Origin of the sequence: Chryseotalea sp. WA131a, assembly GCA_025370075.1 — a bacterium.
Taxonomy (GTDB): domain Bacteria; phylum Bacteroidota; class Bacteroidia; order Cytophagales; family Cyclobacteriaceae; genus ELB16-189.
The window spans coordinates 2,264,943-2,289,783 of the sequence record CP073016.1; the positions used below are offsets into that span (position 1 = coordinate 2,264,943).

General features: G+C 44.1%; 19 protein-coding genes and 1 pseudogene. 2 read left to right on the forward strand and 18 right to left on the reverse strand.

Features of this window, described 5'->3' with window-relative positions; all coding sequences use genetic code 11:
* Positions 1–898: 898 nt before the first annotated feature.
* The 6 genes from KA713_10145 to KA713_10170 form a co-directional block, all read right to left on the reverse strand.
* The gene (locus tag KA713_10145) at positions 899–1,501 is read right to left on the reverse strand and encodes a hypothetical protein (protein ID UXE68908.1); all 603 of its coding nucleotides are present in this window, start codon (positions 1,499–1,501) and stop codon (positions 899–901) included.
* 3,795 nt (positions 1,502–5,296) lie between these two features.
* Entirely contained in the window at positions 5,297–7,684 is a 2,388-nt protein-coding gene (locus KA713_10150; protein UXE68909.1) for an ABC transporter permease, read from the reverse strand.
* A gap of 593 nt (positions 7,685–8,277) precedes the next feature.
* Positions 8,278–8,763, reverse strand: coding sequence for a hypothetical protein (locus tag KA713_10155; GenBank protein ID UXE68910.1), 486 nt, complete (start codon positions 8,761–8,763; stop codon positions 8,278–8,280).
* 1,280 nt (positions 8,764–10,043) lie between these two features.
* The gene (locus KA713_10160; GenBank protein ID UXE68911.1) at positions 10,044–10,727 is read right to left on the reverse strand and encodes a hypothetical protein; all 684 of its coding nucleotides are present in this window, start codon (positions 10,725–10,727) and stop codon (positions 10,044–10,046) included.
* A gap of 950 nt (positions 10,728–11,677) precedes the next feature.
* The gene (locus tag KA713_10165) at positions 11,678–12,439 is read right to left on the reverse strand and encodes a hypothetical protein (protein UXE68912.1); all 762 of its coding nucleotides are present in this window, start codon (positions 12,437–12,439) and stop codon (positions 11,678–11,680) included.
* A 161-nt stretch (positions 12,440–12,600) separates the two neighbouring features.
* Positions 12,601–13,248, reverse strand: a complete 648-nt coding sequence (locus tag KA713_10170) for an energy transducer TonB (GenBank protein ID UXE68913.1) — start codon at positions 13,246–13,248, stop codon at positions 12,601–12,603.
* Positions 13,249–13,405: 157 nt separating this feature from the next.
* On the opposite strand from KA713_10170, the gene KA713_10175 reads away from it, so the two are divergent.
* Positions 13,406–13,645, forward strand: a complete 240-nt coding sequence (locus KA713_10175; protein UXE68914.1) for a hypothetical protein — start codon at positions 13,406–13,408, stop codon at positions 13,643–13,645.
* A 794-nt stretch (positions 13,646–14,439) separates the two neighbouring features.
* On the opposite strand, the gene KA713_10180 is transcribed toward KA713_10175, so the two are convergent.
* The 5 genes and pseudogenes from KA713_10180 to KA713_10200 form a co-directional block, all read right to left on the reverse strand.
* The gene (locus tag KA713_10180) at positions 14,440–14,838 is read right to left on the reverse strand and encodes a hypothetical protein (protein UXE68915.1); all 399 of its coding nucleotides are present in this window, start codon (positions 14,836–14,838) and stop codon (positions 14,440–14,442) included.
* A 341-nt stretch (positions 14,839–15,179) separates the two neighbouring features.
* Entirely contained in the window at positions 15,180–15,623 is a 444-nt protein-coding gene (locus tag KA713_10185) for a hypothetical protein (GenBank protein ID UXE68916.1), read from the reverse strand.
* A 166-nt stretch (positions 15,624–15,789) separates the two neighbouring features.
* Entirely contained in the window at positions 15,790–16,080 is a 291-nt protein-coding gene (locus KA713_10190) for a GTP cyclohydrolase (GenBank protein ID UXE68917.1), read from the reverse strand.
* An 11-nt stretch (positions 16,081–16,091) separates the two neighbouring features.
* Positions 16,092–16,348, reverse strand: a pseudogene (locus tag KA713_10195) (hypothetical protein).
* Positions 16,349–16,554: 206 nt separating this feature from the next.
* Positions 16,555–16,953 carry a hypothetical protein gene (locus KA713_10200; GenBank protein UXE68918.1) on the reverse strand — a complete coding sequence of 133 codons (399 nt, stop codon included), beginning with the start codon at positions 16,951–16,953 and terminating at the stop codon, positions 16,555–16,557.
* A gap of 1,261 nt (positions 16,954–18,214) precedes the next feature.
* Between KA713_10200 and KA713_10205 the strand changes: the two genes are divergently transcribed.
* Positions 18,215–18,508 carry a hypothetical protein gene (locus KA713_10205; protein ID UXE68919.1) on the forward strand — a complete coding sequence of 98 codons (294 nt, stop codon included), beginning with the start codon at positions 18,215–18,217 and terminating at the stop codon, positions 18,506–18,508.
* Between the two features lie 267 nt (positions 18,509–18,775).
* Here the strand turns inward: KA713_10205 and KA713_10210 are convergent, their stop codons facing one another.
* The 7 genes from KA713_10210 to KA713_10240 form a co-directional block, all read right to left on the reverse strand.
* Positions 18,776–19,222, reverse strand: coding sequence for a hypothetical protein (locus tag KA713_10210; GenBank protein ID UXE68920.1), 447 nt, complete (start codon positions 19,220–19,222; stop codon positions 18,776–18,778).
* 487 nt (positions 19,223–19,709) lie between these two features.
* Positions 19,710–20,441 (reverse strand): hypothetical protein, encoded by a 732-nt coding sequence (locus KA713_10215; protein ID UXE68921.1) that lies wholly within the window; start codon positions 20,439–20,441, stop codon positions 19,710–19,712.
* 161 nt (positions 20,442–20,602) lie between these two features.
* Positions 20,603–20,929: a hypothetical protein gene (locus KA713_10220; protein UXE68922.1), complete on the reverse strand. Its 327-nt coding sequence runs from the start codon at positions 20,927–20,929 to the stop codon at positions 20,603–20,605.
* A gap of 747 nt (positions 20,930–21,676) precedes the next feature.
* Entirely contained in the window at positions 21,677–21,946 is a 270-nt protein-coding gene (locus KA713_10225; protein UXE68923.1) for a hypothetical protein, read from the reverse strand.
* A 450-nt stretch (positions 21,947–22,396) separates the two neighbouring features.
* On the reverse strand, positions 22,397–22,537 hold the full coding sequence (locus KA713_10230) for a hypothetical protein (protein ID UXE68924.1): 141 nt from the start codon (positions 22,535–22,537) through the stop codon (positions 22,397–22,399).
* Between the two features lie 162 nt (positions 22,538–22,699).
* Complete coding sequence (locus KA713_10235; GenBank protein UXE68925.1) at positions 22,700–23,563, reverse strand: carboxypeptidase-like regulatory domain-containing protein; 864 nt, start codon at positions 23,561–23,563, stop codon at positions 22,700–22,702.
* A gap of 310 nt (positions 23,564–23,873) precedes the next feature.
* The gene (locus tag KA713_10240) at positions 23,874–24,566 is read right to left on the reverse strand and encodes a hypothetical protein (GenBank protein UXE68926.1); all 693 of its coding nucleotides are present in this window, start codon (positions 24,564–24,566) and stop codon (positions 23,874–23,876) included.
* Positions 24,567–24,841 lie beyond the last annotated feature (275 nt).

A 24,841-nucleotide genomic window follows, 5' to 3' on the forward strand; every position in this document is an offset into this window, starting at 1 on the left:
CCACCTGCACATTTTCAAGAACGATCTTAATTCCCAAATCGCCCCTAACGGCCAAGTTTGTGACGGCTGCGGTCTTAGGAGCGCGTCCCTGTCGCACGTGGCAGAGCTAAATTAAGAAAAACAAACCTAATAACCGAACCGCACCCGCAGCTGGCATAAACTTTTTGTTATGCGAACAGCCCCAGAAACTGTTCAGGGGACGAAAAACCGTCCACCGTGGCGGGTGCGCCTGCGTCCCTGTCCCGGAGCGGTGAAGCGTGGCGCAGTGAAGAAATTGTCGACCGCGTCACCGTCCCCACGCAATGCTGAACCAATTTGAAAAGCTGCAAAACCTATAAGCAGAGGCGCGGGATGAATTTCATTTTGCGGTTTCAAAATCCTGCGCGTTCGCGGGGCTTGCGCATAACGGCTAAGTTTGTGACGGCTGCGGTCTTCGGAGCGCGTCCCTGTCGCACGTGGCAGAGCTAAATTAAGGAAAACAAACCGAATAACCGCACCGCACCCGCAGCTGGCATAAACTTTTTGTTATGCGAACAGCCCCAGAAACTGTTCAGGGACCGAAAAACCGTCCAACGTGGCGGGTGCGCCTACGTCACTGTCCCGGAGCGGTGAAGCGTGGCGCGGTGAAGAAATTGTCGACTGCGGCACCGTCCCCACGCAATGCTGAACCAATTTGAAAAGCTGCAAAACCAATAAGCAAAGGCGCGGGATGAATTTTGCTTTGCGGTCTCAAAATCCTGCGCGTTCGCGGGGCTTGCGCATAACGTGAGTATTTGCGTTCGAGCGGGGCTTCCGAAGCCACGCCTTGTCCCCGACACCGAACGCATTAAAGATACGAAAACGTTGGATTACGCGTCAACCCCGCTTGACGCAAATACATTGTTGTGGGCTGCTTGCCTCACTTACTTTTTATCATTAGGGAAATCTTTCGAGTGTCCCTTATGTAAATTCCTTTTAGCTTTTCTCCTTCAATTTTCGTTTCGTCTTTGCCCCCTGGATTTATAAATACTCTCCCTTTAAATTTAAAATTGTACTGGTCACCATACATAAATTCAATTGTCATGTTAGGAACAATGCTCGCAGGATTGTTGTCGTCCACGTTGCTTGCAATGTCAATGCAACCCAGCTTGGTAATTTGTCCTTTGTTATACTCAAATACGTCAACTCCTGTTGAATACTCAAATCCAAGTTCGCACACAATTATTATTCTGTCGTCCTTGAACTTGTAAAATATTGGTCTATAAATATAACTCTCTCCAACGTCTTCAGATTTGAATTTAATCTTGTTCTCTTCAATATAAAGAAGTTTAAGACCTTCAATCTTAGCGTTGTCAGTTGTCAGTTGGTTTGCTATTACAAATCTCTCCTTTTGGTTGAGTACATAACTGTCCTGAACGTTGAAGCCGTCAAGTTTGAATTTATTGTCTTTAGTCAATTGAATAATTTCGGGGTTCTCTGTCCCGATAAATAGAATAAAAAGAATAGTTGTTATCTGGTTCATGTCTCAATTGGCAAGTTGCCCACAACGGCTACGTGTGGGCGCAGGTTGATAAAAACATTCACATCCCTCCCACGAAATAAATTAACTAAAGAAATTCAAACTTTCCAACAGCAAACCCCACAACTTGCGCCCACACAATGTTAGGGGCGGTTTCTCGTCTTCCCACGTGCGGGAGGAGCGCACTAGACCGTGGCTTCGTCAGGATGAACGGAGGACGCCAGAAGTCGTGATCGTTGATGAGTTTTTTTTCCTGCGAGGCCTGCGGGCCGCGCGGTCGGCCGTGCGGTGGGTTGCCACCTGCACATTTTCAAGAACGATCTTAATTCCCAAATCGCCCCTAACGGCTACGTGTGGGCGCAGGTTGATAAAAACATTCACACCCCTCCCACGAAATAAATTAACTAAATAAATTCAAACTTTCCAACAGCAAACCCCACAACTTGCGCCCACACAATGTTAGGGGCGGTTTCTCGTCTTCCCACGTGCGGGAGGAGCGCACTAGACCGTGGCTTCGTCAGGATGAACGGAGGACGCCAGAAGTCGTGATCGTTGATGAGTTTTTTTCCTGCGAGGCCTGCGGGCCGCGCGGTCGGCCGTGCGGTGGGTTGCCACCTGCACATTTTCAAGAACGATCTTAATTCCCAAATCGCCCCTAACGATGAGGGTTGCCGAAGGTGGGATTAAAAACTTCGCTCTTTCCCCATAAGATAAAATTAATAGAAAGAGGAACGTTTTCCTAACGCACTAAGCCCCACTTTCGGCAACCCTATGTTGGGCGGTGTTGCAATTTCGAGTTCGCCTTTTATGGCCAAGTCATTGCGTATAAAAGAAAATTATGCGCACGTTACTTGGACTGCCGAAGTTCATTTCCCTGTTATTTACCCCCTTTTAACACGGCACACTTCGGCACGTTAGCCGTAATTAAACGTTTGTAATCGTTTGACATCTGGATACTGTCAAACCAAACGATTAACTTCGTCCCCAAGTCTTTGAAAGCGGGGTCACCCGTTTGAAAGTGCGAACTTTCACGGTCTCACCGCAAAGACTTGAAAAGAAATCCTAACGTCTTTCTTCCAACGTGCCTTCAGCGACTTTGTAAATAAATAGGGAAAACAGAACTTTGTAAAAGGCGATCTCTGAAATTCGCACTCGCAATATAGCCCAACGGCCAAGTTTGTGACGGCTGCGGTTTTCGGAGCGCGTCCCTGTCGCACGTGGCAGAGCTAAATTAAGAAAAACAAACCGAATAACCGCACCGACCCGCAGCTGGCATAAACTTTTTGTTATGCGAACAGCCCCAGAAACTTTTTAGGGGCCGAAAAACCGTCCAACGTGCCGGGTGCGCCTGCGTCCCTGTCCCGGAGCGGTGAAGCGTGGCGTGGTGAAGAAATTGTCGACCGCGTCACCGTCCCCACGCAATGATGAACCAATTTGAAAAGCTGCAAAACAAGTAAGCAAAGGCGCGGGATGAATTTTGTTTTGCAGATTCAAAATCCTGCGCGTTCGCGGGGCTTGCGCATAACGATTTGGCTTGCAGAAGGCGGGCAATTAAAACCTACGCCTTCTCCCACGTGATAAAATAAATGAAACGCACTGAACTTTCCTAACGCACACTCCGCCCGCTTTTCTGCAAGCCTGTGTTATGGCCAGTTTGCAACCGAGCTCAGGTTTTAATGTCGACCGAGCAAAAGAAAAAATGTCAACCGAGAAAGTCTCGCGAGCAAGTCGTCCAGCGCAAGAGTTTTGGTCGTCCGCCAGAAAGTATCGTTAAGAGTTGTCGCGCGAGAATCGGTCATCCCATTGCAAATGTTTCCGAGACGAGTCGTCAACGAGCAAAAGTCTCCCAAGGAAAACGTCTTAAAAAAGCGTGTCCTTGATTTTTTAAATCTTCTGTCAGTCGTTTGAAGGAAAGTCCGCGCAATGTCTATAAATTGTCAGCGAGCAGAAGTCAGTCGGCTACAAATTAGTCGTCAGCGAAATTCTGGAGGAGCACTCGTCCCGCAAATTGGCCATAACGGCTACGTGTGGGCGCAGGTTGATAAAAACATTCACACCCCTCCCACGAAATAAATTAACTAAATAAATTCAAACTTTCCAACAGCAAACCCCACAACTTGCGCCCACACAATGTTAGGGGCGGTTTCTCGTCTTCCCACGTGCGGGAGGAGCGCACTAGACCGTGGCTTCGTCAGGATGAACGGAGGACGCCAGAAGTCGTGATCGTTGATGAGTTTTTTTTCCTGCGAGGCCTGCGGGCCGCGCGGTCGGCCGTGCGGTGGGTTGCCACCTGCACATTTTCAAGAACGATCTTAATTCCCAAATCGCCCCTAACGGCTAAGTTTGTGACGGCTGCGGTCTTCGGAGCGCGTCCCTGTCGCACGTGGCCGAGCTAAATTAAGAAAAACAAACCGAATAACCGCACCGCACCCGCAGCTGGCATAAACTTTTTGTTATGCGAACAGCCCCAGAAACTGTTCAGAGGCCGAAAAACCGTCCAACGTGGCTGGTGCGCCTGCGTCCCTGTCCCGGAGCGGTGAAGCGTGGCGCGGTGAAGAAATTGTCGACCGCGTCACCGTCCCCACGCAATGCTGAACCAATTTGAAAAGCTGCAAAAGAAATAAGCAAAGGCGCGGGATGAATTTCATTTTGCGGTTTCAAAATCCTGCGCGTTCGCGGGGCTTGCGCATAACGATGAGGGTTGCCGAAGGTGGGATTAAAAACTTCGCTCTTTCCCCATAAGATAAAATTAATAGAAAGAGGAACGTTTTCCTAACGCACTTAGCCCCACTTTCGGCAACCCTATGTTGGGCGGTGTTGCAATTTCGAGTTCGCCTTTTATGGCCAAGTCATTGCGTATAAAAGAAAATTATGCGCACGTTACTTGGACTGCCGAAGTTCATTTCCCTGTTATTTACCCCCTTTTAACACGGCACACTTCGGCACGTTAGCCGTAATTAAACGTTTGTAATCGTTTGACATCTGGATACTGTCAAACCAAACGATTAACTTCGTCCCCAAGTCTTTGAAAGCGGGGTCACCCGTTTGAAAGTGCGAACTTTCACGGTCTCACCGCAAAGACTTGAAAAGAAATCCTAACGTCTTTCTTCCAACGTGCCTTCAGCGACTTTGTAAATAAATAGGGAAAACAGAACTTTGTAAAAGGCGATCTCTGAAATTCGCACTCGCAATATAGCCCAACGGCTAAGTTTGTGACGGCTGCGGTCTTCGGAGCGCGTCCCTGTCGCACATGGCAGAGCTAAATTAAGAAAAACAAACCGAATAACCGCAACGACCCCGCAGCTGGCATAAACTTTTTGTTATGCGAACAGCCCCAGAAACTATTCAGGGGCCGAAAAACCGTCCAACGTGGCGGGTGCGCCTGCGTCCCTGTCCCGGAGCGGTGAAGCGTGGCGCGGTGAAGAAATTGTCGACCGCGTCACCGTCCCCACGCAATGGTGAACCAATTTGAAAAGCTGCAAAACAAATAAGCAAAGGCGCGGGATGAATTTTGTTTTGCGGTCTCAAAATCCTGCGCGTTCGCGGGGCTTGCGCATAACGTGAGTATTTGCGTTCGAGCGGGGCTTCCGAAGCCACGCCTTGTCCCCGACAACGAACGCATTAAAGATACGAAAACGTTGGATTACGCGTCAACCCCGCTTGACGCAAATACATTGTTATGCACATGTGCCGCAGTCGACCGTTACTTAACCACACGGATGCCAGTGCTTTGGTTGCGTGTTGGCATGTGTGGCACTGGCATTGGTGTGGTGGGCCACGAAACCTAGTCCACGTTTTCTATTCATATCTCAAACTGTCGATCGGATTTGTGCTTGCAGATTTTACTGTCTTTACACTTATTGTCAGAGTCGTCAGCAGTACAAGGATCAAAACTGGAACTAAAAACAGTGATGCATTTATAGGCATTTGATACGCATATGTCTGCAGCCATTTTTTAATCATTTCATAGCCTACAGGAAGTCCAATGGCACATCCAATTATTACCAACTTGACATAGTCTTTTGATAGAAGTGAAACAATACTAAATGAAGAGGCTCCAAGTACCTTTCTTATTCCAATCTCTTTGGTTTTACGGTTAACGGTATACAATGACAATCCGAACAAACCCAAAAATGAAACAACAACAGCCAGAAATGTTAATACGCCTACTATCATTCCAATTTGCTTGACCGTTGTGTACTGCATGTCAAATTTTTCATCTAAGAAATAATAACTGAATATGTTGTCCGGATAAGTTTCTCTCCATTGTTTTTCAATAGTTGAGATTGTACTTGTAAAATTCTGACCAGCAAGTTTGATCGCATAAGCTGGATTTTTGGGATAACCCTGCATATATAATAGAGGCTGAAGCTGATGCTGTAGCGATCTAACGTGATAATTTTTTATTACTCCGATGACTTCAAATCGTCTGCTTCCAATAAAGATAATTTTTCCTATAGCATCTTCTACTCCCTTAAATCCAAACATTTTGGTAGCCTCTTCATTAATCAACATTGCTTTCCTATCGCTTTCAAGGTCTGGATTGAAGTTTCGCCCAGTCAACAACGCCAAATTAAAAACGCCCAGAAACTCAGTCCCTATGCTTACTATACGACTACTATAACGGTAAGGAGCATTCTCCTCATTCAATGTAATATCAGCTCTATGCCAATCAATTTCAGACCCGGGAAAACTTGAGGCATATGTAACGCCATTCACCGAGGGTAATCGAAGAACTTCGTTTTTAAACGGCTCGTATTTATTGACCGTTGTTGCATCCGTTAGTACGGGCGAATCTATAATTAAAGTTTGCTCCAATGAGATTCCGAGACTTTGACTCCGGATAAAGTCAATTTGCTTTTGAATAGCAAAAATTGCTGTAATCAGTATTAACGATACGGTGAGTTGAGTTACTACCAACACTTTTCTTAGTGTTGAGCGTTCAGTGAATTCGTTGAGTTTTCCCTTTATAGATTGAAGCGGTTTAAATGACGAAAGAAAAATAGCTGGGTACAGCCCTGACATCACAACTCCAGCTACCAATGCGGCCAATAGAAACAAGTAAACCTGCGGTATCTCTAGAATTAATTCGGAAGATGGTATCTTGAAGTAAGTCGCTGCCAGTGGCCAAACAATCACGAACAACAAAATCGCACACAAAAACGAAATTGTATTAAAGACAAATGATTCAGTAAGGAATCGGAAAATCAGTTGCTTCCTACTGGCTCCGATAAGTTTACGAATGCCCACCTCCTTCATGCTTTCCAAAAGTCTAGCAGTAGAAAGGCTTATGTAGTTGAACCATGCCAACATCAAAACAACCAAACCTAATCCAAGAAAGAAATTTACCATTGTTGCTTTGCCACTTCCATCCAAAGCGTGCAAGCGGATGTCACCAATGGGCTCTAATAAATACTTGTCGCCAGTATCGTCTTGATGATATTGTTTTACAATTTTTGCCAGTCCTTCCCTTAGGCGTTCAGGACTAGAATTGGGATTCAAGCGCAGATATGTAGTTACGTTGCTCCAAGCCCAGTTCTCATTCCATTCTTGTTCGTTTTTAGGTGGCAATACAATGTCAAACTGCTGATTAGCGTTTGCTGGGATATCTTCAAAAACGCCATCTACAACATATAGCCGCATTTCAATATTAGCACCAGGGAAACCAATCTCAAGAGATTTGCCGACAGCATCAGCGTTGCCAAAATATTTACTTGCGATGGACTTCGATATAATAATGGATTGAGCAGTTTTGAGAACTTTGAGATTATCACCAGAAAGAACATTGATTGCCAAAACGTCAACAATTGAGGGGTCAGCAAAGACAATACGACTCTCGAAATTTCTTATCTTCTCAATAGGGTTAGACACAACGGCTCCTTCTTTTGAACTAAGTCGCCCAACTGCCTCAATATCCGGAAGTGTTTGTTTAATAGCATAAGCCAGTCCCGATACCGTTCCCTTTGAAATTTCTTCAAAAACGCCATTAGAGGTATTGTAGAGATTTACACGGTATGTTCTGTCCGCATTCTTATTAAATTGTTCAAAGCTGTACTCGAACCAAACAAATTGAGTGATAAATAAACAAACTGTTAGTCCTGTAATTAATCCAATAAGATTTATAAGTGAGAATGATTTGTTTCTTGTCAGCTGACGAAAAACAATTTTGATATTATTAGCAATCATGGCAGGTTTATTGATGAGTGTCTATAAAACGTAATCTGGTCGTCCCAATTGTCCAATCGAGCGTGGCAAAGATTGGCTCTTTTGCTTGCTTTGGTGTCGCGCTGGAATGAGCGGCAAGCAAATGTGCCAATGCGGGAGGCCACTACTCTGTCCCGCGGCATTGTGCATAACGCTAAAGTTTGCGTCAGGGCGGGAAGTTGACACCTGCGTCATCTCCCACGTGATAAATAAACCAAATAACCACGAAACTTACAAGCCACACGTCAGCCCCGCCTGGCGCAAACTTAATGTTATGGGCTGCTGTCCTACGTCATGTTCCACGAAGTTCGTCCCGATGTTGTCCTGCGTCAAACGCTCAACAACGTGCTGTCTTCCCCTGTCAACGGAGTGCACACTTAAACGTCAAACGAAAAACTGTCAACGAGCTAAAGTCCCACGAGAACAAAACAAGTTGCCCATAACGTAAATATTTGCGATCGGGCGGGGATTTGAAACTGCGCCTTGTCCCCAGCACCGAATGAAATAAAGATAACAAAACTTTGAATTACACGTCAACCCCGCCTGGCGCAAATATATTGTTGGGCGTTCGTGCATTAGTCCGCTCTTTTTGTTCTAAATGTCTTGTATCCAGTTGTCGCCAAGATTGTCCCGGTAATTATTATTAAAGACCACAGTGTCCCCTTAGTTACTTTAAAGCCGGATAAAGCGTTAGCCTGAATTCCTTTGTCCATTTCTCTCGAATACAAAACTCTCAACTGACTCTCAAGTCCATTCACCCAGTCCAGATACATAATCTGTCCCAAGAGGATTATTAAAAGTAAAATAGTCAGGATTCCATTTATGATTTTGTTATTCAGTTTGAAATAGATTCCTCTCGTTAAATATGTCGTAGTCAACAGGCCAATAAAAATCACTGTCAGCAAGATGGTTTTAGGAAAAACGTAATAGGTGTCGTGAAGTTGGATGTCAACAGGTGTCGAGTCAAGTATTTGGTCACCGAAAATCCATAGTCCAATAGCTCCTGTCAAAATTACTGTCCCAAGCACCCAATATACTTCACTTATTATTCTTGCTCTCATCTCATTTATGCATGACGCCCAACGGCTACGTGTGGGCGCAGGTTGATAAAAACATTCACACCCCTCCCACGAAATAAATTAACTAAATAAATTCAAACTTTCCAACAGCAAACCCCACAACTTGCGCCCACACAATGTTAGGGGCGGTTTCTCGTCTTCCCACGTGCGGGAGGAGCGCACTAGACCGTGGCTTCGTCAGGATGAACGGAGGACGCCAGAAGTCGTGATCGTTGATGAGTTTTTTTTCCTGCGAGGCCTGCGGGCCGCGCGGTCGGCCGTGCGATGGGTTGCCACCTGCACATTTTCAAGAACGATCTTAATTCCCAAATCGCCCCTAACGGCTACGTGTGGGCGCAGGTTGATAAAAACATTCACACCCCTCCCACGAAATAAATTAACTAAATAAATTCAAACTTTCCAACAGCAAACCCCACAACTTGCGCCCACACAATGTTAGGGGCGGTTTCTCGTCTTCCCACGTGCGGGAGGAGCGCACTAGACCGTGGCTTCGTCAGGATGAACGGAGGACGCCAGAAGTCGTGATCGTTGATGAGTTTTTTTCCTGCGAGGCCTGCGGGCCGCGCGGTCGGCCGTGCGGTGGGTTGCCACCTGCACATTTTCAAGAACGATCTTAATTCCCAAATCGCCCCTAACGGCCAAGTTTGTGACGGCTGCGGTTCTCGGAGCTCGTCCCTGTCGCACGTGGCAGAGCTAAATTACGTAAAACAAACCGAATAACCGCACCAACCCCGCAGCTGGCATAAACTTTTTGTTATGCGAACAGCCCCAGAAACTGTTCAGGGGCCGAAAAACCGTCCAACGTGGCGGGTGCGCCTACGTCCCTGTCCCGGAGCGGTGAGGCGTGGCGCGGTGAAGAAATTGTCGACCGCGTCACCGTCCCCACGCAATGGTGAACCAATTTGAAAAGCTGCAAAAGAAATAAGCAAAGGCGCGGGATGAATTTTGTTTTGCGGTCTCAAGATCCTGCGCGTTCGCGGGGCTTGCGCATAACGTTTGTGTTTCTTCAGTGGTGCGCTTCCGAAGCCGCGTCCTGTCCCCGACACAAAACGATGAACGAAGATATAAACTTTGGATGACACTTCACCGCACCATTGAAGAAACATTTTGTTGGCGGCTGCTGGCATTGATTTTCAACATCGTCTACGAAGTCGAAACTTGTCCACTGTGAATAAACTTGTAACGAAGTTTTTCTCGAAATATTTCTTGTCTGTCTGCGAAATTGAATTTACTTACATGTTGAGATATGTCCGCAAAGCCATTTAATGCAGTTCAATCTTTACTATAAAATTTGGGTGAGAATATTCTGCTTGTCCACTTTCATAAATTTGTTGAGCGATTTCTATAGACTCAAAACCTGTCGCAACATTTTTAACTTTAAAATATTGAGTAGAATACTTTGCATTAATCAATTCCAGATTCTTTGTCTCGGCATAATCTTTAAAGTCAGATTCCGAAACAATATTCTCGTCATGCTTTGTTAGAACTTCACTTAAAACAACAAAATATGAATTTGGGTCGTTCTCATTTGTGTAAAATATTGGGGTAGCTGAAAATATTTCATCGTCTTTGTTTAATTCTTTTAAGTAATCATTGACTTGAGTGCAGTCAGTCAAGGTTTCATTGATTCTTCCCCAAATTTCATGGTAGTTATTGTTACCTGCTTTGGTGCTATTGGTTATGAAGGGATATTTACTCAATATAGAATCTGCTAACCCTTTTGTTACTTCTTCTTGTTTAAACACAATATAAATCTCGGACAATGATTGTTTTCCAAGATATATTTTCCCTCCTCCCGAATAGTAGAAATTTCCATTGTCTGCGCATAATCTAATTTTTGATTTCGGTTCATCTTTTTCACATGAGATTAATAGTGTAAATCCTATGGTTGCGAATATGAAGAATACACGTAATCTTTTCATTATTTCTTTTTTGTCGTTAGACACACATTATTGTCAAATGGTTGTTAACCCTTTCAATTTTACGTCACGAAGCTAATTCTTTCAGTTTAACGCTCTCTTTTTGCTGTGCGCGCCAGTTGCCGCCAACGGCTAAGTTTGTGACGGCTGCGGTCTTCGGAGCGCGTCCCTGTCGCACGTGGCAGGGCTAAATTAAGAAAAACAAACCGAATAACCGCAACGACCCCGCAGCTGGCATAAACTTTTTGTTATGCGAACAGCCCCAGAAACTGTTCAGGGGACGAAAAACCGTCCAACGTGGCGGGTGCGCCTGCGTCCCTGTCCCGGAGCGGTGAAGCGTGGCGCGGTGAAGAAATTGTCGACCGCGTCACCGTCCCCACGCAATGCTGAACCAATTTGAAAAGCTGCAAAACAAATAAACAAAGGCGAGGGGTGAATTTTGTTTTGCGGTCTCAAAATCCTGCGCGTTCGCGGGGCTTGCGCATAACGGCCAAGTTTATGACGGCTGCGGTCTTCGGAGCGCATCCCTGTCGCACGTGGCAGAGCTAAATTAAGAAAAACAAACCGAATAACCGCACCGCCCCCGCAGCTGGCATAAACTTTTTGTTATGCGAACAGCCCCAGAAACTGTTCAGAGACCGAAAAACCGTCCAACGTGACGGGTGCGCCTGCGTCCCTGTCCCGGAGCGGTGAAGCGTGGCGCGGTGAAGAAATTGCCGACCGCGTCACCGTCCCCACGCAATGCTGAACCAATTTGAAAAGCTGCAAAACAAATAAGCAAAGGCGCGGGATGAATTTTGTTTTGCGGTCTCAAAATCCTGCGCGTTCGCGGGGCTTGCGCATAACGTGAATATTTGCGATCGGGCGGGAATTTGAAACTGCGTCCTGTCCCCAGCAGCGAACGGAATAAAGATAACAAAACTTTGAACTACACGTCAAACCCGCCTGGCGCAAATATATTGTTAGTGGCTGGCGGCTTAGTCCACATACTTTCCTTCAGTCCTGTTATAATAACCAGCTCCATAGTTAACAAACACTTGGTCAAGTTCAAGAGTCTGCAGTCCTGATATTCTTGCAATCTGTTCAACCGCTAAAACTGTGTCCACGTTGTTCAATTTTGGTTGAGAGAATTCTTTCTCCAAAACTTCTTTTACTCTTTGGTCAGGCTTTACGGTGTCGTGTCCAAAAGTCATTCTCAAATGTTGCATTGTCGCTATTGCTACATTCTTGATTTGTCCAATAATGTCGCTCTCGTAATTTTTTAGGTCAACGTTTTTTGCCCAATTTGTCATTAAGTCAAAGTCGTCTTTTGAAGTCGGGTATCTTTTTCTCAGGATTGTCACCGTTCCAAGAATTGAGTTTAACACGTCAAATTTCTTTTCGTTTTTGTGTCCCCAGAATTTATAAAATTCGTCTCTCTCCAATTCTTTTATCAAGTCGGTTAGCTGGTCAAAGGTATTTAAGTCAGTCGTCTTTTCTATTCTCTCAATGTGCGGCTTTACATGTAAATTGTAACTTCTATTAGCTGCTAATACAACTTCAATTAGTCCAAGTGCTGGACGTAATCTTGCTCTGTCAGAATAGCCCTTGGTATATTCTCTCGCAGCTTCAATTATTTTTTTGTCCCCGTGCAGAGAATGTAAATGTGAAGTCGGTGTCAGTTTTGATTCTCCGAGTCGGTGAACTGTCTGAATAACATTTTCTTTTGTCAACGAGTCAAGTAAGTCGTAATTTTTCATAGGGGAATTTTCTTTAAGCCGCTTGCCACTAACGTTTGTGTTTCTGCAGTGGTGCCTTATCGAAGCCGCGTCCTGTCCCACGAAACGAAACGTTGAACGAAGATAAAAACTTATAGCTTACACGTCACGGCACCATTGCAGAAACATTTTGTTGCCGGCTGTTACCTCTTCTCACCACTTTTTGGGTCAAACGTTATTGGTATAACCAATCTTGTTTTAACGGGTTTACCTCTTTGTCGTCCAGGATTGAATGGATAGTTCAATGTCGAAAGAACCCGAACTGCTTCCTTGTCAGCTAACTCGTTGAACCCTTTTATCAATCTCACGTCTTTCATTTGTCCAACGGAGTCAATAGTAAACTCAACGAACGATTTTCCTTTTTCCTTAAGTCCGCTTGGGTAGTTCATTTTACTTGCAATTGCCTCAAAGAATTTTTTATAACCACCTATTGGTTCAGCCTGAGTCTCAACAATTATTCCCAAAAATACTTCTTCTTCATTTTCAGTCTCTATTTTTTCACACGCTTTCAGTAATGAGTCCCCTTTTATTACTTCTTGTCCAAGTGTCGGAACTGTCAACGATGTTGCGATAAATGTCGCAGCCGCATATTTTAAAAATTGGTCGCTGAGTTGTGATTTTTTGAATAGTCCGCAAATCGGTCCTTTCGATTTCTTAATTTCTTCCTTTAATTCCTTATCCGTCTTGTTGGTAAAATCTATAACAGCATGAGAACATTTGTCGCAGTGAAGTTTGCTGTCCAATGTCTCAGGGCAGTTAAACTCAATAGTAACGCCTTTAATCTTTGTCATAGTTGAGTCGTTATTGAGTCCATAATCCTGTCCCCGTTAATTAGTCACAAACCTGTCCGAGGTAATTGCCGGCAACGTGAGTGCTTATGCCGGGCGGGGGTTAAACACCTGCGCCCTGTCCGACAGCACAAATATAAATAGAAAGCACCGAAAGTTGATGACCCACAAAACCCCCGACTGGCATAAGCACATTGTTGGCAGCAGCGCATTTTCGTTCGTCAAACAGTCGAGCAAATCTCAAAGGCTTTTCCATCTCGGTGGCGACAAAAACGTCCATGAAAAACGTCCACCTAAAATTGGTCAAATGCCAAGTAATAAATTCAGTCGAGCATTGTCACCTGAGAATATTTTTTCGACCGTCAAACCGTCTACGGTCAAAGAATTTCTCGAAACGTAAAACTCATTGTCGCCATGTCGCTGAAGAAAAAACTGTCGGCTGAAGATATTTTGTCGAATGCAAGCCGTCCGCTGGCAAATAAGTTGTCAAAACCGTCCGTCAAAAAAGTTGACTGATAAAAAATGTAGTCTCGGGAAAATTGTCCAAGTCGAATAATTTCCTGTCGACCTGTCGCTGGCAAAAAACCTGTCAAGGCGATGTGTCAACCGTCAAAAATTGTCGTGCGATAGAATTGTAGAAGCAAACACTTTCAAGAACCTGCGGTCTCGTCCACGTGAGCTAATCCGTCCGCGCGCTGTCGGCCGAGGCGGATTGCGTTGCTGCCAACGGCTACGTGTGGGCGCAGGTTGATAAAAACATTCACACCCCTCCCACGAAATAAATTAACTAAATAAATTCAAACTTTCCAACAGCAAACCCCACAACTTGCGCCCACACAATGTTAGGGGCGGTTTCTCGTCTTCCCACGTGCGGGAGGAGCGCACTAGACCGTGGCTTCGTCAGGATGAACGGAGGACGCCAGAAGTCGTGATCGTTGATGAGTTTTTTTCCTGCGAGGCCTGCGGGCCGCGCGGTCGGCCGTGCGGTGGGTTGCCACCTGCACATTTTCAAGAACGATCTTAATTCCCAAATCGCCCCTAACGTTTAGCTTATTGCTGGCGGGCAATTAAAACCTGCGCCCTGTCCAACGAGATAAAGATAAATAAAGAACTACAAACTTCAATGACGTACTGTCCCGCCCGCTTGCAATAAGCTTTTGTTATGCACAGTACCAATCCCTAAACTATTCTTCGTCACAAAATCAATACTCGTAGTTTAGTCCGTCCCCTGATCTTTATCTTATTGCTTATCAACAATTTTGCAAGAAGTCCAACGCCAATTATAGATCCGCTCACCGCCATTGTGTTCCGGTTTAATTTTCCCGTATTGATGATGTCCAACGCCAGATAACCCGTCCCAGTTATAAATGATAGTTGAGCAATTTTATATCTTAACCACCATTTTGTCTTTTCGTCAATGTAAAGGCATTTGATTTCAGAAACTTTAACCTCGTAGCCTTGAAATACGATAACACTGTCTTTGAAATCAATAATTTGTCCAGTAATTTTTAATCTCCGTCCCTTTACTTGAAAAGAAATAACATCGCCTTTTTCATAAAATACGTTCTTGTTCTTATTCGTTTTCTGTAGCATTAAAAAACTTCTCTGCTCAGTTCTCTTTACCTTTTTATCCGTCCGCTGTGAAAGAGCGCAAGTGCTAAAAAGCAATGTCGCAAGTAATACAAGAAACGTCAATCTCATTCTCCAAGGTTTAGGTGACCTTCAGATGATGCATTGTCGGCAAGAATAGTTGAATAGTAACACTGTCAATATCAAGGGACGTCTACGGTATTGTGCATAACGTTTGGCTTGCGGAAGGTGGGCAACTTAATACCTGCGCTTTGTCCCACACGCCAAGATAAATAAAGAACTACAAATTTCAATGACGCACAGTCCCGCCCACTTGCCGCAAGCTATTGTTGTGTGCCGTGCATTTAGTCCACATGATTGTCGAGTTTCCATTTTTTATTCTCTCGTCTTTTTCTCCAGTCCCAATAGCTGTCGTACAATTTGTCGTGAAGCATTAAGTCGTCTGGTGCCTCAATATCGTCCGAGTTGTCTACAAGTTTTATCCCCTTCCATTTTTTAAAGTCGGTCTCCGGGTCGCTAACACCGTCAATGTTTGATAGTAAGTCGAATACGACAAATGCGCATGAGTCGGCTATAACTTTCCTAAGTCCGCTTTTTAGATTGTCGTCTGACTTGATTGTGTTTAGAGATTCAATTTCCAATTCAGTCAGTCCGCCATTCGGTGGATAGCTTATTGAGTCCGCAGCTGAATGGTTTGTCAAACTGGTCGCTACGTTGTCGGCTGTCTCCTCAATTACTTTGTGTATCTGGAGAAATAAAACGTTCAAATTGTCGGTCGATACTTTCATGGTCAAATCTTGATTAATGCATGGCACACAACGGTTCTCGGCTTGGCGATGTGGCGGATTTTTAGCACAAAAGTTCAATAGAATTACTACCGTTGAATCTTGTACAAATGTTTCATAGAAGCACTTCAGCCGCCATATTGCCAAACCGATGTTGGTGGCAGGTGTTTTATTCGGTTATGAATGGTTTAAATCTTTGGTCGTACTTTGTTGGTGTAAATTCTGTAATTTCATAGTCAGCTATTTGATTTTTATAGAATGGGTCTTCTTTGATAATTTCCTGAACCTCAATGTCTGAAATGTTGTTTGCCAAAATAATTCCGCCAGTTCTTGGATTTTTACGCCCAGAAAATACAAATTTGTCAAGTGCATAATATTTTTCTAAAAAGTTAATATGCTCTTCAATATGCTTTTCAACTTCGTCAATTGTTGTTTTATATGTCAGTGATATTATGTACATTTTTCTTGTTTTTATGCTCCAAATTGTCTTAAATGATGGTCAAAATGTTTCCATTTAAAAATTTCTTTTTTAGAAATCCGCCTATGATTTTTCCAATAAACATTCTTTTGGGAAAGTTTAGTCCCATTGCTGTTTCAAGTGAAATATTTACGTGAGCTAACATTTGAGCCACGTCCATTTTCCCCCACTGTCTTTCGGCATTTGATTGAAGATTGTCCAACCTTTTTTGTATTCCGTTTACGCCTGTTTGGTTGTATAAATTGTTCACTTTTTTTTTGTCTGTCAGTTTGTTTGGGGACGGTTCTGATACACTTGCCACCAACGTTTAGCTTATTGCTGGCGGGCAATTAAAACCTGCGCCCTGTCCAACGAGATAAAGATAAATAAAGAACTACAAACTTCAATGACGCACAGTCCCGCCCGCTTGCAATAAGCTTTTGTTATGCACAGTACCAATCCCTAAACTATTCTTCGTCACAAAATCAATACTCGTAGTTTAGTCCGTCCCCTGATCTTTATCTTATTGCTTATCAACAATTTTGCAAGAAGTCCAACGCCAACAATAGATCCGCTCACCGCCATTGTGTTCCGGTTTAATTTTCCCGTATTGATGATGTCCAACGCCAGATAACCCGTCCCAGTTATAAATGATAGTTGAGCAATTTTATATCTTAACCACCATTTTGTCTTTTCGTCAATGTAAAGGCATTTGATTTCAGAAACTTTAACCTCGTAGCCTTGAAATACGATAACACTGTCTTTGAAATCAATGATTTGTCCAGTAATTTTTAATCTCCGTCCCTTTACTTGAAAAGAAATAATATCGCCTTTTTCATAAAATACGTTCTTGTTCTTATTCTTTTTCTGTAGCATTAAAAAACTTCTCTGCTCAGTTCTCTTTACCTTTTTATCCGTCCGCTGTGAAAGAGCGCAAGTGATAAAAAGCAATGTCGCAAGTAATACAAGAAACGTCAATCTCATTCTCCAAGGTTTAGGTGACCTTCAGATGATGCATTGTCGGCAAGAATAGTTGAATAGTAACACTGTCAATATCAAGGGACGTCCACGGTATTGTGCATAACGGTTAGGCTTGCAGAAGGCGGGCAATTAAAAACCTGCGCCTTCTCCCACGTGATAAAATAAATGAAACGCACTGAACTTTCCTAACGCACACTCCGCCCGCTTTTCTGCAAGCCTGTGTTATGGCCAGTTTGCAACCGAGCTTAAGGTTCTAGTGTTGACCGGGCAAAACGAAAAATGTCCACCGATAAGTTTTGCGAGTCGTCCAGCGAAAGAATTAGGTCTTCCGCCAGAAAGTGTCGTTAAGAGTTGTCGCGCGAGAGTGGGTCGTCCGATTGCAAATGTTTCCGAGACGGGTCGTCAACGAGCAAAAGTGTCACCAAAGAAAAAGTTTAAAAAGGCGTCTTTGGTTTTTTAAATTTTCCGTCAGTCGGTTGAAGCAAAGTCCGCGCAATGTCGATGAATTGTCAGCGAGCAGAAAGTCAGCCGTCTATTAATTTGTCGTCACCGAAATTATGGAGTAGCACTCGTCCCGCAAATTGGCCATAACGTTTAGGCTTGCAGAAGGCGGGCAATTAAAAACCTACGCCTTCTCCCACGAGATAAAATAAATGAAACGCACTGAACTTTCCTAACGCACAGTCCGCCCGCTTTTCTGCAAGCCTGTGTTATGGCCAGTTTGCAACCGAGCTGAAGGTTTTAGTGTCGACCGTGCAAAAGGAAAAATATCCACCGATAAGTTTTCGAACAAGTCGTCTAGCGAAAGAATTTGGTCGTCCGCCAGAAAGTGTCGTTAAGAGTTGTCGCGCGCGAACGTGTCGTCCGATTGCAAATTTTTCCGAGTCGAGTCGTTAACGAGCAAAAAAAGTCCACAAAGAAAAAAGTTTAAACAAGTGCGGCTTTGATTTTTAAATTTCCGGTCAGTCGTTTGAAGAAAAGTCCGCGTAATGTTTATGAATTGTCAACGAGCAGAAGTAAGTCGTCTACTAATTAGTCGTCAGCGAAATTGGGGACGCACCCTCGTCCCGCAAATTGGCCATAACGGTTGGGCTTGCAGAACGCGGGCAATTAAAAACCTGCGCCTTCTCCAACGTGATAAAATAAATGAAACGCAATGAACTTTCCTAACGCACAGTCCGCCCGCTTTTCTGCAAGCCTGTGTTATGGCCAGTTTGCAACCGAGCTTAGGGTTTTAATGTCGACCGCGCAAAAGAAAACATTGTCCACCGAGAAGTCTCGCGAGCAAGTCGTCCAGAGCAAGAGTTTTGGTCGTCCGCCAGAAAGAGTCGCTAAGAGTTGTCGCGCGAGAATGGGTCGTCCGATTGCTGCAAATGTTTCCGAGACGAGTCGTCAACGAGCAAAAGTGTCCGCAAGAAAAGAGTTGAAAAAGGCGTCTTTGATTTTTTAAAATTTCCGTCAGTCATTTGAAGCAAAGTCTGCGGAATGTTTATGAATTGTCAGCGAGCAGAAGTAAGCCGCCTACTAATTTGTCGTCACCGAAATTCTGGGTTCGCACTTGTCCCGCAAATTGGCCATAACGCTAAAGTTTGCGCAGGGCGGGAAGTAAAAACCTGCGTCTTGTCCGCAAGATAAATGAACTAAAAAAACACGAAACCTGCAAGCCACACGTCCACCCCGCCTTGCGCAAACTTGTTGTTGGGCGTTCGTGCCTAAGTCACTTTCTCTTTTTCTGTCGTTTGTCCAAAGTCTTAAGAGCTTCGTCAGCCCGCTTTAAGTATTCAGTTTTCGATTGCTCGAAATCATCTTTAGTGAAGTTGGTCGCTCCATCGTCCAATTTCTGCTGATGTTTTCCAAAGTCCCTGTTCAAGTATTTTTTAATTTCCTCCATTGCTTTTAGTAGTCCGAAACGACTTTTCGTCCCATATTTTTTTGCCCACCAAGATTCAAAGATGTCAGTCGTCCAAAGCCTCTTGCTTTGCTCTCTTACAAGTCCTAAGCTTTTCAATTTTTCAGTCCCAGAAACAAACTCTTGATATGTGATTATTGCGTGGTTAATATAGTCGAACCACTTAATAATTTCCAACAAAGACGCTCCATCGTCATCGCTTTGGGAAAGTTTGATTGACTCAAGTAATAAAGCGTCCGAGTGGTCAAATGTCATTTGTCAATTTTTGTTGTCGAAGCATGACGCCCAACGGCTACGTGTGGGCGCAGGTTGATAAAAACATTCACATCCCTCCCACGAAATAAATTAACTAAAGAAATTCAAACTTTCCAACAGCAAACCCCACAACTTGCGCCCACACAATGTTAGGGGCGGTTTCTCGTCTTCCCACGTGCGGGAGGAGCGCACTAGACCGTGGCTTCGTCAGGATGAACGGAGGACGCCAGAAGTCGTGATCGTTGATGAGTTTTTTTTCCTGCGAGGCCTGCGGGCCGCGCGGTCGGCCGTGCGGTGGGTTGCCACCTGCACATTTTCAAGAACGATCTTAATTCCCAAATCGCCCCTAACGTTTGGCTTGTGGCAGGCGGGCAAATAAAAACCTTCGTCCTGTCCACCGTGATAAAGATAAATAAAGAACTACAAACTTCAATGACGCACAGACCCTCCCGCTTGCCACAAGCTTTTGTTGGGCGCAGTTCCCGCATCAGTACTCTACTCCATAGTATGGTCGCCAAAATTGAAATTCCCTTTGACCTACAATTCTTGGGTGTAGTTTCTCCTCGATGATATTTTCAAAATATTCCTTTTGAATTCCTGATTCATCAAAAAAGGAAACTTTGTCTTTACACCCTAATTTCAATTTCGCTGTGAAAGGCTCAATCCAATATTTGTCGATATCGTTCTTCGAAACTCTGAAGTCGTTAACATCTAACTCTGGTAAATCAATACATTGCCCAAAATAATAGCTTTTAGTAGTGTCTCGTTCCATAATGACAATTACGGATGGAAGAATGTCTTGCAAAAAAACACTATCCATTTCAGCGTTTTCGAGTTCCTTCAATGTGTTGTCATAACCATATGAAATTATCCGATCGGCTAAGATTTTTGTATAAACATGCCTTGGTCCGTCAGCAATGTCGTGAAATTGGTAAGTTATCCGGTTGTCCTTGGGAATTTTAAGATCGATTTTAATCTCTCTCGTGAATTGGGTCAATGCAATAGTCGAGTCATTTAAATCTCTCACTTGAAAGAATGGGAAATTTAAAGTGTCCCCAACTAATTGTCCAACGCCCCTTCTGGAGAAAATATCAAAGTCCTTATAAAATTTTGAATCACGATAATTGTCGGCCTTTTTTGTTAGAAAGTACGCTGTAGTCTCCGAAGATCTCTCACTGCATGAAATTAAAATTAGAACAAATATTAAGTGCTTCTTCATTGTCCTTCGAAATTGCGCCCAACGTTTGGCTTGTGGCAGGCGGGCAAATAAAAACCTTCGCCCTGTCCCACGTGATAAAGATAAATAAAGGGCTACACACTTCAATGACGCACAGTCCCGCCCGCTTGCCACAAGCTTTTGTTGGCAGCTGGCGGCCTTACTCAAATCTTCTTCGTTGTCCCATATTCTTTCTTTATCATTTTAATGTGTCGCGCTATTTCCGCCTTGTCCTTTGTTTCACCTGTCTCAACCACTCTTACAACGGTTCCCTTACATTTTATACACTTTCCAACGAAAACTAAGTCGTCCAATTTGTCTAGATAGATTTTGTAATTCTCTATTGTCGTGTTATGGGGTCTGCATTCTCCGCAAAAAGTCGTCTCAAGACAAAGATGAAGTTTGGAAAATTCGTCACCCATTATAATTTCTACGTCCTCAATGTCGACTTCGATTTCGTCCAGTCGTTTTTTTCTTTCAATTCTCTTCATTGTCCAGAGTGTCGTGTCATTAGGCCGCTTGCTGCCAACGGCCAAGTTTATGACGGCTGCGGTCTTCGGAGCGCGTCCCTGTCGCACGTGGCAGAGCTAAATTAAGAAAAACAAACCGAATAACCGCACCAACCCCGCAGCTGGCATAAACTTTTTGTTATGCGAACAGCCCCAGAAACTGTTCAGGGGCCGAAAAACCGTCCAACGTGCCGGGTGCGCCTACGTCCCTGTCCCGGAGCGGTGAAGCGTGGCGCGGTGAAGAAATTGTCGACCGCGTCACCGTCCCCACGCAATGCTGAACCAATTTGAAAAGCTGCAAAACAAATAAGCAAAGGCGCGGGATGAATTTCATTTTGCGGTTTCAAAATCCTGCGCGTTCGCGGGGCTTGCGCATAACGCTAAAGTTTGCGTCAGGGCGGGAGGTAAACACCTGCGTCATCTCCCACGTGCTAAAAGAACTAAATAACCACCAACTTTGCAAGCCACACGTCCGCCCCGCCTGGCGCAAACTTATTGTTATGGGCTGCACTCCCACGTCACGCTCAACGAAGTGCGGCACCATGCCGTCCTGCGTCAAACGCGTCCACAACGTGCTGCATTCGTCCTGTCAACGAAGAGCGAACGTAAACGTCAAACGAAAAACTTTCAACCAAGTGAAGTCCAACAAGGAAAAACCTAGTTGCCCATAACGGCCAAGTTTGTGACGGCTGCGGTCATCGGAGCGCGTCCCTGTCGCACGTGGCAGAGCTAAATTAAGAAAAACAAACCGAATAACCGCACCACACCCGCAGCTGGCATAAACTTTTTGTTATGCGAACAGCCCCAGAAACTGTTCAGGGGACGAAAAACCGTCCAACGTGCCGGGTGCGCCTGCGTCCCTGTCCCGGAGCGGTGAAGCGTGGCGCGGTGAAGAAAATTGCCGACCTCGTCACCGTCCCCACGCAATGGTGAACCAATTTGAAAAGCTGCAAAAGAAATAAGCAAAGGCGCGGGATGAATTTCATTTTGCGGTTTCAAAATCCTGCGCGTTCGCGGGGCTTGCGCATAACGTTTAGCTAAATGCAGTTGCGGGATTTTGAAACTGCGCCTTGTCCCACGTTGCTGTGCTAAATTAGTTGATTGCACTCAAATGGCAACACGTCACCCCGCAATTGCATTTAGCTTTTGTTAGCAACAGTGCCATTTTTTCGTCCCTCGTTTTAAGGTTAGCGTCCCGCGTTGTCGGCACGTCACGCGGCAGGTTGTGATGTCGAACCTAATTTGTCGGTGAACCCTAAGAGCGCAGGGGGCAACCAAACCCAAACTTTCGGTTTACTCTTACTAATCCGTCAAGTATTGGTGGGTGGGCGCGGCACTTATGCCTAAGCTTTGGTTTTGCGGGTGGAATTGTGCGGGCTTTGGCGTGTGTGCCGCTAGGGTCGGCCAATTTGTCGGGTGAACCCTATTCAAATTCTGTCCTTTCGTCATTTAACCTGCAAGAATCTCTTTTACATACGCTCCATTTCTTTTTACAAAAGCTTCAATTCCTTTGACAGAAGCTCCAAATCCTTTTACATATGCTCCAATTCTTTTGACAGAAGCTCCAAGTCTTTTTACGTATGCTAACATTCTTTTGACAGATGCTCTAATTCTTTTGACAGGTGGGAGAACACTAAATACGCATGCTCTATTCACAAAACAGGTCGGGAGGTTTCTAAACCGTCCCGCTGTTTTCTAAATTCACCTGCTAACTTCGCAAAGCAGGTCGCTATTATCTTAGGCGGTGGTTGGTCATACTTTAGGATAGTATGACAATTTAACGTTGAAACCTATTGGCCCACCTCTTGGAGTCCACCACTTTCCTTGACTCGCAAGTCGAAAATAAATTTTTCCGGTATACGGAAAAGAAGAAGAGAATCTAATCTTAGAATTCTTTAAATTATAATCTATCCATTCCAAGGTGATCACAAAATCCGATTCTGTGTATAGTTTATAAGCAGTGAGATCAGTCCTAACCCAACCTCTTCGGTTGGGAACTGATAAGATAACTCTGTCCCTCAACATTGGAACATCAGGCAATTTCTTGTTGTCTAGTTTATAGATGTTTAAACGCATTATAATAGTATCATCTGGAACAGAAGATGCTACGAAAAAACTAAATTCCTCTAGACTCGCGATAGTGTTTTCTCTAGCTTTAACGTTTACCCCGATACCAATTTCCGAACCTAAATATTTGTAACTTGGAAATCCCGCTGTTAATCTTGTTGACTCTGTTCTACTTCCTTCCAAAACTATTTTTGTTTTCTTAGTTTTAACAACCACCTCCTTCAAAACTAAAATCTTTTCCTTCATCTTAATTACACCCGAGTTTTTATCAATTTGGCTTATAAGAGAATCCAAAACATATTCATTCGTTTCATACCCTATACAGGAAAACATGATTCGCTCTTTTGCATAAAAACCTGAAATATCAATTGCAAACAACCCTTGAGCGTTAGAAACTGTCCCTATATTTTTGTTAACGATTCCAATATTAACAAAAGCGACTGGCATTCCATTTTCTGAGATTACCTTACCTTTAACTTTCAGTATATTACTTTGTGCGTTTGCATTAATAAGGAAGAATGAAAGAGCTGAAATTATTATAAGTCTCATAAGTTAGTTTAAAATGAATAATTCTATAATTGGTTGCCGCGCAGTGGCAAATCCTTTCTTTCTCTTTGGCAGTTCTTCAATGGTTGTGTTGATTGTCATTTGGTCGTTATTTCTTTATTTGGCTAGTGCTTCCAATGACGGGGTCTCCTCAGGCATTGTTGCTAACGTGAGTATTTGCGTTCGAGCGGGGCCTCCGAAGCCACGCCTTGTCCCCGACACCGAACGCAATAAAGATACGAAAACGTTGGATTACGCGTCAACCCCGCTTGACGCAAATACATTGTTGTGTGGCGTTTGCTCCTCCCGCCCTTTATTGGTTACACCTCATAAACGTGTCCAGAACTTTCTCTGATTGTTCATATTCCGGGTCAATTGGTAGTCCTGTCAAAAGTCGGTGACAGTCCTCTTTTTTAGTGGCGTACTTTTCTAATTCACTTAGTCCTTTGTCGATTAGTTCTCGCCATTTTTCAAATGCTCCTTCCTTTTTCTCAACAAAAACTTCATAGGTATAGTCATTGAACATTTTTCCGAATTCAATACAGTAGTAGTCCTTTAAGCTTGAATACAAAATCCACATTGTCCCATATGCTTTTGTTGAGTCCTGAATATGCTCAATATCTCTTCTCATCATTCTCGCGTGTACCTCACCCATGTCAAAATAGAGCCGTTGTTTATCGAGTTCTTTTTCGTCTTTAGTCATTGTCACCGAAGTAGTCTTGATGAAAAAGGGGGCAACGTAAACCTTCTCGAGAAGTCGTCCTCTGTCTCTTTTCTTTTTGGGAACGTCAAGGATTGATTTTAGTCCAACTTGTGCCGAAGCTTGAAGTCCAGCTTCTTTATTAAGTCTTTTTAATTGGTCGGTCGGCTTACCTTTAAAGTCAGCATAAATAACCTTTGTTTCTTTAGTCCAGCCTTTAAGGTTTTGATCTTCGGTCTTAAGTGTTTGTCCCGAAGCCGTTACAGAAATCACGGTCAACAGTGTAATTAGTAGATTCTTTGTCATAGGTTTTTTCTGTAACGATTCATTGTCCCATGTATTTCCATAAATCGAAGCTGAATTCTTTTAGCAAATGCCACACAACGGTTAGGCTTGCTGCAGGTGGGCGAACAAAACCTACGCTCTTTCCCACGTGATAAAGATAATAAAGAGTTACAAACTTCGGTGACGCACAGTCCCGCCCACTTGAAGCAAGCTGATGTTAGCGCCATGTGCCCAATTCCGTTAATATCACCCTTTAATTTTTGAGCCGTTGTCAAGCTGTCGTTTAACTGTTTTAA